This window comes from Chryseobacterium arachidis, assembly GCF_900129245.1.
GTDB lineage: Bacteria > Bacteroidota > Bacteroidia > Flavobacteriales > Weeksellaceae > Chryseobacterium > Chryseobacterium arachidis.
In genome coordinates this window covers 115,919-131,396 of the sequence record NZ_FQUT01000011.1, presented here as the reverse complement: position 1 = coordinate 131,396, position 15,478 = coordinate 115,919, and the positions used below count along the sequence as shown (strand labels likewise).

The 15,478-nt window shown below is 37.0% G+C and carries 12 protein-coding genes and 1 pseudogene; 9 read left to right on the top strand and 4 right to left on the bottom strand.

The window, feature by feature from the left end; genetic code table 11:
- Positions 1 to 59 precede the first annotated feature (59 nt).
- Positions 60 to 4,979 (bottom strand): PKD domain-containing protein, encoded by a 4,920-nt coding sequence (locus BUA89_RS17220; protein ID WP_083531717.1) that lies wholly within the window; start codon positions 4,977 to 4,979, stop codon positions 60 to 62.
- Positions 4,980 to 5,299: 320 nt separating this feature from the next.
- On the opposite strand from BUA89_RS17220, the gene BUA89_RS17215 reads away from it, so the two are divergent.
- Positions 5,300 to 6,049 carry a response regulator transcription factor gene (locus BUA89_RS17215; RefSeq protein WP_072961171.1) on the top strand — a complete coding sequence of 250 codons (750 nt, stop codon included), beginning with the start codon at positions 5,300 to 5,302 and terminating at the stop codon, positions 6,047 to 6,049.
- Between the two features lie 19 nt (positions 6,050 to 6,068).
- On the opposite strand, the pseudogene BUA89_RS22775 reads toward BUA89_RS17215, so the two are convergent.
- Positions 6,069 to 6,817 (bottom strand): annotated as a pseudogene (locus BUA89_RS22775) (transposase).
- A gap of 192 nt (positions 6,818 to 7,009) precedes the next feature.
- Here BUA89_RS22775 and BUA89_RS17210 point away from each other — a divergent pair.
- The 6 genes from BUA89_RS17210 to BUA89_RS17190 all read left to right on the top strand — a co-directional run bounded on the left by BUA89_RS17210 (position 7,010) and on the right by BUA89_RS17190 (position 11,848).
- Complete coding sequence (locus BUA89_RS17210) at positions 7,010 to 7,813, top strand: enoyl-CoA hydratase/isomerase family protein (protein ID WP_072961168.1); 804 nt, start codon at positions 7,010 to 7,012, stop codon at positions 7,811 to 7,813.
- Positions 7,814 to 7,817: 4 nt separating this feature from the next.
- A complete protein-coding gene (locus tag BUA89_RS17205) occupies positions 7,818 to 8,384 on the top strand; it encodes an NAD(P)H-dependent oxidoreductase (protein WP_178362470.1) in 567 nt (188 codons plus the stop codon).
- A 352-nt stretch (positions 8,385 to 8,736) separates the two neighbouring features.
- Positions 8,737 to 9,558 (top strand): SDR family NAD(P)-dependent oxidoreductase, encoded by an 822-nt coding sequence (locus BUA89_RS17200; RefSeq protein ID WP_072961165.1) that lies wholly within the window; start codon positions 8,737 to 8,739, stop codon positions 9,556 to 9,558.
- Between the two features lie 98 nt (positions 9,559 to 9,656).
- Entirely contained in the window at positions 9,657 to 9,905 is a 249-nt protein-coding gene (locus BUA89_RS22770; RefSeq protein WP_083531715.1) for a hypothetical protein, read from the top strand.
- Positions 9,818 to 10,882, top strand: a complete 1,065-nt coding sequence (locus BUA89_RS17195) for an MFS transporter (RefSeq protein WP_083531714.1) — start codon at positions 9,818 to 9,820, stop codon at positions 10,880 to 10,882. Before BUA89_RS22770 ends, BUA89_RS17195 begins: the two co-directional genes overlap by 88 nt.
- 57 nt (positions 10,883 to 10,939) lie before the next feature.
- Positions 10,940 to 11,848, top strand: a complete 909-nt coding sequence (locus tag BUA89_RS17190) for a helix-turn-helix domain-containing protein (RefSeq protein WP_083531713.1) — start codon at positions 10,940 to 10,942, stop codon at positions 11,846 to 11,848.
- A gap of 11 nt (positions 11,849 to 11,859) precedes the next feature.
- Here BUA89_RS17190 and BUA89_RS17185 read toward each other — a convergent pair whose 3' ends face one another.
- Both BUA89_RS17185 and BUA89_RS17180 read right to left on the bottom strand, forming a co-directional pair.
- Positions 11,860 to 12,777, bottom strand: coding sequence for a helix-turn-helix domain-containing protein (locus BUA89_RS17185; protein WP_072961162.1), 918 nt, complete (start codon positions 12,775 to 12,777; stop codon positions 11,860 to 11,862).
- A gap of 203 nt (positions 12,778 to 12,980) precedes the next feature.
- Positions 12,981 to 13,784: an SDR family oxidoreductase gene (locus BUA89_RS17180; protein ID WP_072961159.1), complete on the bottom strand. Its 804-nt coding sequence runs from the start codon at positions 13,782 to 13,784 to the stop codon at positions 12,981 to 12,983.
- 212 nt (positions 13,785 to 13,996) lie between these two features.
- Here BUA89_RS17180 and BUA89_RS17175 point away from each other — a divergent pair, with 212 nt between their 5' ends.
- Both BUA89_RS17175 and BUA89_RS17170 read left to right on the top strand, forming a co-directional pair.
- Positions 13,997 to 14,731 carry a hypothetical protein gene (locus tag BUA89_RS17175; protein WP_072961155.1) on the top strand — a complete coding sequence of 245 codons (735 nt, stop codon included), beginning with the start codon at positions 13,997 to 13,999 and terminating at the stop codon, positions 14,729 to 14,731.
- Positions 14,732 to 14,761: 30 nt separating this feature from the next.
- A complete protein-coding gene (locus tag BUA89_RS17170) occupies positions 14,762 to 15,301 on the top strand; it encodes a carboxymuconolactone decarboxylase family protein (RefSeq protein ID WP_072961153.1) in 540 nt (179 codons plus the stop codon).
- The last annotated feature ends 177 nt before the right edge of the window (positions 15,302 to 15,478 follow it).

Below are 15,478 nucleotides of genomic sequence, written 5' to 3'. Positions count from 1 at the left end.
ATGTGTTGATAAAAACTGAAGGTTGTACCAAGTACAACCTTCAGAATAATTTTAAAAGATTATTTTTTGAGGAGTTTTGCCTGTAATGGCTTATCTGTGGTGATCACATTTACGATATATACTCCTTGTAGCCATTGGGAAATATCAATATCAATTTTACCTGAACTTGATTTTAATTCCTGACGGTACTTTATTGTTCCGGATGTATCATGAATGGTTAACAATTTTGCTTTGATCTCAGTATTACCGGTGTCAAATGCAACCTGAACCTGATGTTGGGCAGGATTTGGTGTCAGCTGAATTGTTTTTATGGACTGCTGTCCTTCACTCATTTTAGATCCATACTTAGGAAACTCAATCGGTTCTTTTACTTCACATCCATAACCCTGCACCACAATTCCGTCCGTACCTCCAGGGAAGCTTGAATTTGGTGTGAACAGGAGAGGATTTGCCCACATATCATACATGCCACCGGCAGGTATTGTGATGGTAGACGGACTGTAAGTACCATATCCAGCTGAACTGGTGATGGTTAAAGTAACCGGGCTTGCTGCATAATTATAGATTGCACCATACACAATATAATTCGGGATGCCATTTCCTCTTACTCCTTCAATATGCACAGTAATTTTGCACGGTTCAAGCTTACATTTTTCAGGATTAGGATTTACGTTCATGGTTCCGCTGGTCAGTGTACATGGTCCCTGAGTAATTTGCAGATTGTAGTTTCCTGCCTGATTAATTAATAGAGGATAAATGAAATCATTAGTGCCGCTCTGAATATTCGCGTTGTTCAGTTGCCAGTGATGTCCATCATAAAGCCCTCTTGGCCCGATGATATACGAAGTTCCGTCTGGACATACATCGAAACATCCTGTAGGGAAAATCCACATCAGACTTTCAAGACTTTGAGGGACCTGAATATCATTTTCTACCGAGCATCCTGAAGGGGCAGTATATGTTACGCGGTACGCACCACCGTGATTCACTGTTATGGTCTGGCCTGTCATTCCGTTGCTCCAGTTATATTGTCCGTTGGAAGGTCCTGTAGCAGTAAGCTGAACCTCATAAGGCTGGCAGTTAAGTATTGTGTAACTTACACCGATCTGAGAAGGTGGATTGCTTACAGTAATGGTGAAGTTTTTAGAACTTTCACATCCAGGATCACTTGCCGGCCTTACTTTTAAGGTATATGTGTAGGTTCCTGCAGCCAGATTACCTGTGTTTAAAGTAATCGGATAAGGAGCGTTTGCCCAAGCCGTTACCTGAGAATTATTCTTCAGCCATTGGTACTGCAAGGTGTTGTCGGTTACAATTCCGTACAGGGTAGTAGATTGTCCCGCACAAATATTTGCAGTAGCTGATATGTTAACATAAGGCTTAGGTCTTACAGTAACTGCCACAGCTTGAGAGGCCAGATCATAAACTTTGCATCCGGTTGCTCCAACCAATACCGGCCAGTAATTTCCGGATCCCGTAGGTGTGAAGGTGCTGATGTTCGGTGCTCCTATCACTTCCTGATCTCCGTTCATCCAAATATATGAGCTTGGTGTTAAAGATCCGGCATTTACCTGATATGTTAATACAGGAACTACACCGCTGCCCTCACAAATATTGGTATTCATGGCAGTAATGAAACCACTGAAGTCTTCTTGATTCACAAAAGTATTTTGTGGTTGACTGGTGTAAACGCAGTTTTGCGGCGTGGTAACTTCAAGCACTACTTGCTTATTACCAAAATTATTTAATGAAATTTCGGCTCCGCCTCCTGATCCCGGAGGGGATACATACGAGGTTCCATCAAAATACCAACGGTATGTGTTAGCCGGATTATATCCAACTACATTCAGATTTATTGTTTCACCTTTACAGACGATAGGCGATAATCCCGTAAAGCTCAAATTAGGTGCAGGATCAATTACAAATGTTTCAGACACTGTACAAGGATAATTACCACCTGAAGCTAGTGTTAAGGTAAATGTATAAGTTCCCGGTGAAAGATTACTGTAAGTAACGGTCTGGCCATTTTGATTAGGAAGACCTGTTCCTCCAAATGTAAAATTGATGTTATTCTGATTAATATCAAATATCAGCGAATTGTTGTGCAGGGTAACGTCGAATGTACCATTGCTGCTGCATGACTGTGTAATATTGAATTTTGGCTGATAATGTTTTTTAATCTCAATAGTTTTACTGAACCAGCAGTTGCCGAATCGTAAACGGACGGTTACCAAATGCACTCCCGGAACATCCGTGGTAAATACCGCATTATTGGTACCTTGTCCGCTCAGAAGAGTCAATATCGAATTCGAAAGCCATTCTACCTGGTCGGGAGTTGCTGAATAAGATGCCTGGGCTGCCAGCGTATTGCATCCTGTCCAGTTGGCATTAACGGTGATTATAGGTTCAATTACTCCAAAACAGCTGGTATCTGCACATTTCTGTATGACAGTAACAGATTGTGATCTTACCCAGCAGTTGTTTCCGTCTTTAACTCTTACAAAATAAACTCCATACGGATCATTTCCCTGGATGGTGTAAGAATCTGATGCAGCCCCTGGTATTATTACATTATTCTTTCTCCATTCAAATACCGTTGAAGGGGTAAGCCCTGTTGAAATATTAGCATACAACGTATGAGGGATGTAATTATTAGGATCACAAATCTCTAAATTTGCGGTAGGTGTAATCGTAATTTTAGTTTCAGGATACACAATGAAGTTGGCATTTGCCGTAGGTTTATAAGTACAGTTAAATGCTCCATTGATTGTTACTGTTACAGTCTGTGTAATATTGGCTCCCGTGTTGTTCTGGATATATCCCGAATTGATAAAACTGTAATTCCCTGAAAGATTGAAAGGTTCAATATGTGGAGGAGAGCCGTTTGAAAATGTAAATGTTACATTTGTAGCGCTGGTGATTCCTCCCTGGTCAATTGTGAAACTTAGATTAGCTTCTCCCAGACAGATATTCTGAATATTGGTAAAGCTGACCACCGGAAGCTTATATAGTTTTACAGTATAATCGAAGAAAAACTCCTGTCCGCATTTTACTACTTTAAGACGAAGATTCGTGGTATCAATATTATTGGATATTTCATTAAAGTTGACAACGATTTGATTAGTTCCTTGCCCGGATACAAAACTACCAAAGTTAGGACTCGCAAAAGACCACTCCATTTGGTCTGCAACAATACCTCCCAGATCAGCCGTGAAAGTCATCGTAGAACTCGGGCAATAAGGGCCTACTGAAGCTGGAGTGATAATGGCAGACGGGATTGCCTTTTGTACCGCAAGTGTTAGCGGAGCAGATAAACATCCCAATGGATCCAACGATTTGTTTCGAACAGAAACCGTAAAACTGGTGGCTCCTACGTTAAAGATCACTGTAACACTCTGTCCTGAGTTGCTTCCCTGAATACTTCCATTGGTAACTTCCCAAACAGGAACGGTTCCAGGTGCTATAGTGCTTAGAGTATATACATAAGGTACACCTGCGCAAACTTTTAATTCACCTGTAATATTTCCGGATGGAGCAGGTGGTGTTGCTACTACTTTTACAATTTTAGGCTCACCGGTGCAGCCTCCTGGTTTAGTTGCTGTGATCATATATACACCAGCACTAGAGAATAGGTAATTGGAAAGTGCCGTTGCAGGAGTAGGCGAGGTATAAAGTACCGTGTTATCTTTCGTCACCTGCCAGATGACAGCAGTATTTGGATTAGAGGTAAATGTCAAAGACGAATTTGAGCATATTTGATCTGCTCCACCCTGTATTTGTACAGGCTGATCTACATTAATCTTTAGTTCAGCACGTCCTTCACAACCTAATACCGTATTTTTATAGGTACACCAAAGGAGATAGGTTCCCGGAGTGTATGCTGTTAAGAAAACTTCATTTCTATGTTCGTTATAAGTAAGCTGCGCTCCCGAAGGTCCTGAAATATTCCATTGCAGGCTGGTAGAAGGCCATTGAGGAAGTGCATATTTATATTGTTTGCCAACACAAATTGCCTGTTCACCTTTTATTTCTACCTTGCCAAGGACTACAGGTACTTTTACGGTTACCCATTCAGGGCAGTTACAGTGTGATCTGTATAAAACATATCCGAACCCTTCTGCAGGATCTACATGATCCCATTTAACCTGAATAGAAGTTCCACTGTTGGAGATTATTGTTCCACCTATAACTTCCCAGTCTCCTCCACAGTTGTCATCTGCTGTGTAAGTAGCAACGCTTCCTTCGCAGACTACCGAAGGACAGCTGATTTTAACAGGTTCAGACTTTACAACCTCAACCTTCATACTGTACTTATGAGAGCAGTTACATTTATTGGTAACCGTTAATGTCACATTATAAACTCCCGGATCTGTAAACGTATGAACAGGCTCAAATGCTGAAGAAGGCGGAGTGCCATCATCAAAATCCCAATGATAATATACGATATCAGATCCTCCGTTTTGTTCAGATAAATTAGTGAAGTAAACAGGAGTATTTCTACACACCCGTGGTTCTGCATTGCCAGCCAGAATAAACCTTGCTCTCGGGCTGTTAATTTTATCAATACATAAAGACCGATTTTCGGTAGTTCCGTTTGAATAGGTAATGGTAATCTGGATTGCTCCGGTTCCTACTGATCCCCATTGTATTATTGCTATAGAATTTCCTGCTCCGGAAGTGCTTTGCAGAGAACCTCCGGAAACGTTCCATTGTACATTAGAGATATTGGTACCTTCAACGGTATAAGTAACAGTGCTGCCCTCGCATACACGGATGCACTCAGAGCGTTCGATATTTTCAAAGAGAACACCGTTATCATTTTTCGGATCATATTCGGAAGCATTCTCCGCGCAGCCCACCTGGAAATTCCATTTGATATAGGTTCCAGAGTTTTGTGCAAAATATATGACCGGCAAGACTAAAAGCCACATGAAGATGAGCTTTCGCAATATAAATTTTGATGTATTAGTTTTTGTCATATTAAAAGTATTATTTTTTTTGATGTAATGAATATTTATGAAGATAAAAGGTCATAATCTTAGAACAGGATTATGAATAATACGGTTTCGGAATTTTATCATATAAAATATTGTTATGTAAAAAGTGCGTGAAATGGAATATCTATATCATTAATTATTCTAAATTGTGGGATGTAAATATTTTGGAAATGTAATATTTTCATATTATACTGTTGAATTTATGTATGGTAATTGATTTTCCATTAAAAATAAATCAATAAAGTTTGAATTATGCTACACTTTTGTGTAGTTTTACAGAAACCAATGAATTCGAATTTTATATGAAAAATAACTATCAGCTTCCCGCTGAGGTAAGTAAGTTTGTTACATCAGACATTGCACCTCTCGAGGATTATACGTTTTTTAGAACAATTCAGGCCGCTAACAAGTTTACCAATGGAAATATATTTATCATTGATTATGAAAAAGGAACGACCATTCATCTTAAAAACTCTACCTATTATCTAAGTAATATCAATGATGAAGTTTCTAATATTTTAAATATATACGAAAAAGCGACGGTTCCTCAGGATCTTAATCTCTTTAGCAGTATCGGGATGATATTTTTCAATTTTTTGAAAAGGTTTTCGATCAGGGAAAAATCAGAATATATGATAGGGTATGATTTTCATATCGTTGATGAGTTCAACAAAAAAATCCTTTTAAATCATAAGATAACACCACTTTCTTTCAGAAAAGACGGCCAGATGAAAACTGCACTTTGCAATGTATCACTATCGCTATCAAAATCTTCCGGAAATATTACGGTCATATCAAACAAATCTGATTCTGTATGGAAATATTGCCACAACGAAAAAAAATGGCTGGAAGAATCTAAGATCCGTCTCACAGATAGAGAAACTGAAGTAATAAGGCTGTATCTGCAGGGGTATAGTATAAGTGAAATTGCTTCTCAGCTATTTATTTCCATAGACACCGTGAAGTGGCATCGGCGAAAACTTTTTGAAAAGCTGAATGTTAAAAATATCATGGAAGCTATTGCTCATCTGGTTATTAATGGGATTTTGTAATTATTTTATCTTTATCATTTTATGTAATACTTACTTTTAAGTTATTGATGTTTCTATTAAAGTAAGCCCTGTTAATAAATTGTAAAACGGTTAACGTTGTTATTTTAGCTAATAATCTGGTTTTAAATCCTTCAAAACTTTTTGCGTAATTACGTCTAATCATAAATTGGTCGCAAAGTTGTGAGAAAAGAGTCTCAATTCTTTTGCGTTATTTTTTGAAAAGATAAAACTGTGGTTTATAATCTTTTTGATTTAGTCTTGTAGGGGGTTCCAATTCAATCTGTGCGTAATTGAACAAATCAATTTGAATTTCAGATGATAAATTTTTTATCACCAAGTAAGATGCAATCTGATCATTGTTCTCTAATATCTTTTAAATAATGAATATCATGAACAGAAGCAGGACTTAACAGTATTGAGTATCTTTACAGATTTTTTAAGTATTGCTTCTGGATATTTTACAAACCTTAACAGGTATAATATCAATAATGAATAGCTTCTCAAAATTCATTAAAACTTTGTGCTAATTTCAATCGTATTTCATTAATCTTATAACCGATCTACGTTTGCGTCGATTATAGATACTCCGGTCTATTTTTGTTCAAGTGTATCGGATAGATATCGAAATATATGGTTTTCACTATCAACCCCCATGGATTCATCGGTTAGTACAAGACTAATCAATTCCAAATCTTTTAGTTTCGGTACTAGTCTTTCATAAGACATTGTAAATGTTTTGTGGTAAAAACAATTTACTGCTTTACCAATTAGGTTTTACAAATGTTCCTTATTTCTCCAGGTTTTTTAAAAAGATTAAAGGCATTTCTCCTACAGGCATCAGAAATCAGAGAAAAGGATAAGATATTCCCCGATTTGTGTTAAAAATCCAGCATTTGTGCAATTAATTTTGAACAGACAAAAAAGTTATGTCTAAGATTTACATCAATTAAAAGTATTACTATGATTTTTACAACACAAAAAATAACAGAAAGCTATTGGAAAGTAGCCATCAATCATCCTCCCGTAAATGTATTCGATCCTGAATTTTCGGTTCAGTTAAGAACATTAATGGATGAATTGGAAGCCAACGAAAATTTGAAAGTAGTGGTTTTTGAAAGTTCCAACCCGGATTTTTATGTTGCTCACGCAGAATTGGTTAATATTTTTGATTTTCCAAAGGGTGAGGGAAAAACAGGGCTTTCAAAATCTTGGCCCGATATTGCCAAACGTCTCGAACAGGCTCCGTTTGTAAGCATTGCATCGATCAGAGGAAGAGCGAGAGGCTTGGGAAGCGAGTTTATCCAGGCTTTCGATATGCGTTTTGCAAGCAAGGAAAAAGCCGTTTTTGCACAACCCGAAATCGGAATCGGTTCTTTTCCAGGTGGCGGCGGACTGGAACGTCTCCATTTATTGACAGGAAAGGCAAGGGCTTTGGAAATTATTTTGAGTGGTGACGATTATGATGCACAAACTGCCGCTGATTATGGTTGGGTCAATCGAGCGTTTCCGGATAATGAACTGGATGCATTCGTAGAAAATTTAGCCAGAAGAATCGACTCATTTGATTTGAAAATCATCAAGAAAATAAAGGCAACGATGAACGAAAGGGTAATTATTCCACAAAATGAACATATTATGGAAACGCAGATAGCCTTCTTCGCATCATTAACAGAACCTGAAGCAAGAACCAGAATTAAAAAACTATTAGACCAGGGATTACAAACCTATGGCGATGTTGAACTTAACCTTGGAAAATATTTATAATTCAATGAAAGCATTAATCATCAACGGGCACATCAAATGGCCGCAAATTGCAGAAGGAAATCTTAACAAAACCATTTTTGAGAAAAGTAAACAGGCTTTCAACGTAAAAGGATACGAAATTCTGGAAACAGTCATTGATAATGGCTACGAAATTCCACAGGAAATCGAAAAATGGGTAAATGCTGATGTCATCCTGTTTCATTTCCCGGTCAACTGGTTTGGAATGCCTGCCAAAACAAAAGATTATATCGATAAAGTTCTGATGAGCGGCTATGGAAAAATCTATGCCGGAGACGGCAGGAATAGTGGCAGAAACTACGGAACTGGCGGTCTTCTGAAATCTAAAGGAATCATTGTGAATACCTGGAATGCTCCCGAAGAAACTTTTGGAAATGAAGGTCAGCTGCTTGAAAGTTTTTCGATGGAAGAATTTATCAGACCTTTCACAGCGACACTTCAGTTTGTGGGCGTTCAGCCATTACCGACGTTTGCTTTTTATGATGTTTTCAAAAATCCGAATATTGAACAGGAACTGGTTTCTTTTGAGGAACATCTTAGAAATCATATATAAACTTATTTAAACTGATTTCAGAATTAACCGCAAAAGTCACAAAAGATCATTACGGCAGTGAGTAGAATATTTAAAGTTCTCAAAAGAATAAAAATCGAAGATTTTTTTAAACTATTGTGATCTTTCTCTTTTAGAGTCACCAACTTTAAATAAAAGTTTAGCTTATCTTTTGATACTTTTGTGGTTAAACAAAAAGTTTAAACAGACTTATTAAATATTTAATTTAAACAAGCCATAAAGCTTCCGTAATTCTGTGCTATTCTTCCGCTGATTTGAGCTACAGGTTTGGCTCCGATGCGAGATAACTTTGTCTTATCAAAATTAAAAAACAAAACAATTAAAATTTTTAAAAATGGAAAAGACAATTTTTATCACAGGAGCATCAAGAGGATTCGGAAAACTTTGGACAGAAGCTTTCCTTAAAAGAGGAGATAAAGTAGCCGCAACATCAAGAAATATTGAGGCTTACAAAGATTTGGCAGAACAATATCCTGACTCTTTCCTTCCTATCTCTTTAGATATTACAAACAGAAAAGCGGTTTTTGAAGCGGTAAATGAAGCGAAGAATCATTTTGGAAATCTGGATGTTGTAATTAATAATGCCGGCTACGGTGTTTTCGGAGCGGTGGAAGAAGTGGGTGAGAAAGTTACAAAAGATGTTTTTGAAGCCAATGTTTTCGGGACTCTTTGGGTTACTCAGGCGGCTTTGCCGATTTTCAGAGCGCAGGGAAGCGGTCACGTGATTCAGCTATCAAGTGTTTTAGGTGTTTGGAGTTTGCCGACTTTAGGAATTTATAATGCGACAAAATTTGCAGTGGAAGGCTTCAGCGAAGCTTTAGCAACAGAAGTAAAACCGTTCGGAATTAATGTAACGATGATTGAGCCCAACGGATATACAACCGATTTCGGTGGAAGTTCAGCCGTTCACGGCGATGCCATTCCGGCCTACGATGCTTTGAAATCAAGTTTGGGAGAAGCAGAAGGTTTATTGCCGGAAGATTACGGAAAACCGGAAGCAACGGTTCCTGCGATTTTGAAATTAATAGACAGTGAAAATCCACCACTTCGTTTATTCTTAGGAAAAGTAGGATTGAGAAAAACGGAAAGAGTGTATGCAGAAAAACTTCAGGTCTGGAACGATTGGAAAGAGGTTTCCGAAGCTGCGCACGGATAATTTAAAAACGTGAAAAATTAAGTAAATCCGACTTAAGATTGGATTTACTTTTTTTGTTTAAAAATGTAAGGGTTTTCCACATAAAATCAATTATCACGATGAAATTTCAAAATACAAAATATTTATACATCAGTACATTGCTGGCATTTATACTCATTCCGTTGGGTGGATTGACAACGGATATTTACATTCCGTCACTTCCGGCGATGGCAGAAGATCTGAATGTTCCGGTTGAAAAAGTGCAGATTTCGTTGCTTTTATTTATGGTAAGTTCGGGATTCAGCAGCTTTTTATCGGAAGTATCCTTGACAGTTTTGGAAGGTACAGAATCAATATTTTTGCATTGATTACCTTTTCTTTGGCAAGTTTTATTATTGCTTTAGTTCCGGAAATTTATGTGATTTATTTAATGAGAATCGTTCAGGGAATCACGGTTTCATTAATTATCGTAGGGAAAAGAGCTTTTTTTGTTGACCTCTACAAAGGTGAAAAACTGAAACACTACACCAGTCTTTTTTCGATTGTCTGGGCAACTGCACCCATTGTTGCGCCATTTATCGGAGGTTACTTGCAGGTGCTTTTCGGATGGCAGTCCAATTTTTATCTCTTGGGAATTCTTACCGTCATCATTTTATTGTTTGAACTTCGGTTTACAGGAGAATCTCTACAGAATTTTCAGGTATTTAAAAGAAAAGAAATCACAGCAGTCTACAGAAAAATGCTGGGAACGCCTGATTTTTATTTGGGATTAATAATTATTGGTTTAAGTTATTCACTTCTTGTGATTTATGGAATGGTAAGCCCGTTTATCATCGAAAAAGTATACGGATTTTCACCTGTTGTTACAGGATACAGCTCGTTGGCTTCAGGAATTGCTCTGATGAGTGGCGGAATTATTTCTAAATTAATGATTAAAAAAGGACTTTTCGCAAAAATAAATGCTGCAATTATTTTGCAGTTAATCATCGTTTTTGCAATGTTTGCCGTTACTTCAAAGTATGACGGATTGGTATTTTTAATGGGATTCACTTTATCACTACATCTTTTATCGGGTTTCATTTTCAACAATGTTTATGCGTACAGTTTGCAGAGATTCACGACAAATGCGGGTATTGCAAGCGGTTTGACGGGCGGTGGTGTGTATGTGGTAAGCTCAGTTGCAGGTTACGGATTAATCAATTTATTTGAAATTAAAGATATTCAGACATTTTCGCTGGTTAATTTTATTATTGTGGTAACATTGTTTATAGTTATTTTACTATTTAGAAAAGCAATTGCCAGCAATACAGAAATTCCCTCTCATCTTATAAAATCCAAGATATAAAAGCTCCTTTTTATTTACTAAATTTGATCATACTTAAAACTTCTAACCCCAATAAATATGGAAAAAATCAATCACTATAAAAGCATCACTGAACTTCACGAGAAAAGCGGTTTCGAACCTCCGAAAAATCCTCTTTTGAGTTTGATGACCTGCAAAGAACTGATGACGTATTCTGTTGGTGAAGACCGTTTTACCGGAGATTTTTATATGATTGGTTTAAAGAAGATCAAATCCGGTTACGTGTTGTATGGAAAGACCAAGTACGATCACAACAACGGTTCCGCCGTTTTTATGAAGCCCAGACAGATTATTGAGGTGCAAAATGTACAGTTTGCCGAAAAGGGTTTTGTAATGTTTTTCCACGAAGATTATCTGTCGGGACATCCGTTGAATGAACAGATCAAAAAGTACGGCTATTTTGAATATGAAATCAATGAAGCCCTTCATATTTCGCCTTCGGAAGAAGTGATTATGTGGGAACTTTACGAGAAAATCAGAAGAGAGTATGAAGAAAATTCTGACGAGTTCAGCCGAGAAATTATTCTTTCGCATATTGATTCTATTTTAAAATATTCTGACCGTTTTTACAAAAGACAGTTCATAGATCGAAGTTCCAACGTTTCCGGAACAATGGTTAAAAAATTCATTACGGTTTTAGATAATTATTTTAAGAAAAACAAACACGTGGAAGATGGTTTGCCTACCGTCAATTTTATGGCGAATGAATTAGCTGTTTCTCCTCGTTATCTCAGCGATATTTTGAAACAGGAAACCGGAAAAACGGCATTGGAGCACGTTCACATTTACTTAATTAAAGAAGCAAAAAATCTCTTATTGAGCTCAGAAAGCAATGTCGCAGGAATTGCCTACGATTTAGGCTTCGAAAGTCCGTCTTACTTTACCCGATTATTCAAAAAAGTGGTGGGAGTAACGCCTGTTCAGTATAAAAAAGAAGCGGTTAAGTAATTTTAAATGTTTCAATTTTGCTCAGGAAACTGTTTTCTGAAGTGTAACGGAGAAATTCCGGCTTTAGTTTTAAAAATTTTGGTAAAATGAGAGGGATGCTCAAAACCGAGTTCATATGCAATTTCGCTTACCGGTTTTGTCGTTCCCAAAAGGATGTTTTTTGCCTTGTCGACCAGCTTCAGATGGATGTGTTCTATCGTCGTTTTGCCTGTGAATTTACTGAGCAAATCTGATAAATAGTTGGAAGAAAGATTCAGTTTTTCGGCAAAATATTTTACTTCGGGAATTCCTTTTTCTATCAGATGGTCATCATTAAAAAAATCATTAAGGAGACTTTCAAAACGTTGTGTTATATCGTTTCCTGTTTTGTTGCGGGTAAAAAACTGTCGGTCATAAAATCGGTCGGAGTAATTCAAAAGCATTTCAATCTGATTTAAAATCAATCCCTGCGTATGACGGTCGATATTCTGGGAATATTCTTTTTTAATTCTTACAATAACCTCATCAAGCAAAATTTTTTCATCTTCCGAAATGTGAAGAGCCTCATTATTTTCGTATTGGAAAAAGCTGTATTTCTGAATTTTTTTGCCTAAATCTGAACCGGAAATAAAATCAGGATGAAATGCCAGAAACCAACCTTCCTCAATCTCTGTATCTGCACTCGGACTCATCACCTGATTCGGAGCGGTAAACATCAAAGTTCCTTCCTGAAAATCATAATTTGAACGGCCGTATTTTAAACTTCCTTTAAATTTTTTGTAAACAATCGTGTACAAATCAAGGGTGTACAGATAGTCTGCGAAATTTTCGTCGGATCGGCTTACGTTTTTCAGATCAATCACCGTAATCAAAGGATGTTTTGGATTTCCGTAATTGTAAAAACGATGAAGGTCTGCAACAGATTTTATGGAAATAAAAGCTTCTGACATTTTTCTGATTTTAGTTAAATTTAAAGATAATATTCATTACAGTACATTTTTTGCCGCAAAAGTCTCAAAAGAAATGTTTGAAAAGGGAATTCAAAAGTTTACAAAATGTTATGATTGATTTACTTTATTAAAGTTTTGTTAGCTTTTTAAAGCTTATTCAATATTAAAATCTTTTGTGACTTTTGCAGTTTAAAATACAATGATTAATTCTGCATCAGTTTCAGAAAATCTTCCTCAGAATTTTTATTTTTCAAATCAATGTAAAACTGCGCATCTTCGCCAATCACATATCTTAATTTGGAAAGCCGGTCGGTTGCAGCGCCGAAAATAGTTGCAGCAACTTCTTCTGCGCTTGCTTTCGGAAGATGTTCTGTCCGTTTGGTGAATTTTGGGATAAATGCTGCCAATTCCGTGTTGTATTCTTCAATCGTATTTTGAATTATCTCGATTCCGCTTCTGAAATTAGTAGCAATGCTTCCTGGCTCTACAATTTTCACATTAATTCCAAATGGAGAAACTTCAAAATGCAATGCTTCGGAAAATCCCTCCACCGCAAATTTCGAGCTGTTGTACAAACTTGCAAACGGTCCCGCTGTAATTCCTCCGAACGAAGAAATATTAATGATGGTTCCTTTTTTCTGGGTTCGCATTATCGGCAAAACGGTTTTGGTAACATTCATCAGACCAAAAACATTGACTTCAAACTGTTTCTGAATTTGTTCAGGATTTGAAGATTCGAAAACGCCCATCAATCCGTAGCCTGCGCTGTTTAACAGAACATCGAGTGAGCCAAATGTTTCTGTTCCTTGTGTTATCGCTTCCTGAATTTGCTGTGGATTGGTGACATCCAGTTTTACCAACAGAACATTTTCAAGAAGATTCAGTTCTTTTTCGTTTTCCGGCGAACGCATTGCGGCGATGACATTCCATCCGCTTTGCTGAAATAATTTAGCGCTTGCTTTTCCCAATCCCGATGACGCACCGGTGATGAATACTGTATTTTTCATAATGAATTTGTTTTAGAATTTCTTAGACAAAGTTCCAATAAGCAAAGACGAATCGCTTGTCGATTTTACGGAATGTCTTATACATTTCTACGATTTCAGTTGGTAATTCTGTGCTATTCTTCCGCTGAAATGAACTACACTTTAGGCTTGAAGCAGATTTAACTTTGTATCAACAAAACGAAACAATTTAATCATACTTAAAAATTAAAAAAATGGAAACTTCAACTCAAACATTGGTCAATAAAATTTTAAACGCTCACGGAATTAAAAGTGCTGCGGAATTTCAGACGGTAAAAATCCATACCCAAATCGGTGGCGCGGTGTGGGGAATGAAAGGACACGAAAATGCATTAAGCGATGTACTGTTTATCGGTTCCTTAAAAGAGCAGAAAAGCATATGGGAAAATATTTTTAAAGAAAATTATACCTCATCTTTTGAACCCGGAAAAGTTCAGTTATTTGACGAAAACGGACAACTTATAGAATCTTTGGAAAACCCGAGAGAATCTTTTAAAGGCCATACGGTGGAAACGCCTTGGACAAAGGCTCAGCTTATTTATTTCTCCAGCTATGCAACCTGGAATTACGCAACGGCTCCGTTTAATTTTCTGGTTCCGGGAGTGGAAATTAATCATCTTGGATTTTGGAATGAAAACGGTGAAATATTGGATAGATTAGAAGTGATTTATCCCGATGGTTTCGCTACGCACAGCAAAAGACAGCTCTTTTATTTTAATGAAGACGGACTTTTAAAACGCCACGATTATTGGCCTGAAGTGTTGGGCGGTTCTTCTGCAACACAGATTATTGAGGACTACAAAGAATTTGAAGGCATAAAAACCGGAACTAAAAGAAATATTTATGTTCTGAATGATGAAGATAACTCTTACAACAAAGATTTTGTACTGGTTTCCATAGATATTCTGGATGTAAAATTTGAAAAATAAATTATAAAAAATAACATTAAAAATCATAAAATGAAAACAATTTCAGTACCTGAAAAAGAACAGCTAAGTTTTGGTGCACAGAGCATTTTAGAATCTGTAGAGAAAAAAATGGGGAAAATTCCCAATTTGTATGCAACCATTGGTTATTCATCATCCGCTTTAAAATCGATGTTGGAAACTGAAGCTTCTCTGGCTCACGATTCATCATTTACCGCAAAAGAAAGAGAAGCTATTAATCTAATTGTTTCACAAGTCAACGAATGTGATTACTGTTTGGCGGCACACACGACTTTAGCGAAAATGAGAGGCTTTACAGAAGATGATACGCTGGAAATCAGAAAAGGAAGTTTTTCAGAGGGAAAATTAGACGCTGCGATTAAGTTGGCTCAGTCTATTGCGAACAATAAAGGCAATGCAGGAAACGGAGCTTTAGAAAATTTCTTCAACGCCGGATACGACGAAAAAGCATTGATTGAACTGACAGCTTTGGTGGCGCTGAGAAGCTTTACCAACTATGTATTTGCCAACACTCAGATTCCTATTGATTTTCCTTTGGCACAGGCTGTTTAAAAAGTGTTTTAATAATAAGTATTTAGTTTTAAGTGGAAGTCTTCCGGATGTATTTTCGGAAGACTTTTTTTATTGAGAAATTTTTTCCAAAACGTATTTCTGTGCTATTTTTCAGCTAAAATGGGCTACCTATTCGGATGGGTTTGATGATAACTTTGCTTCATTCAATAACACTAA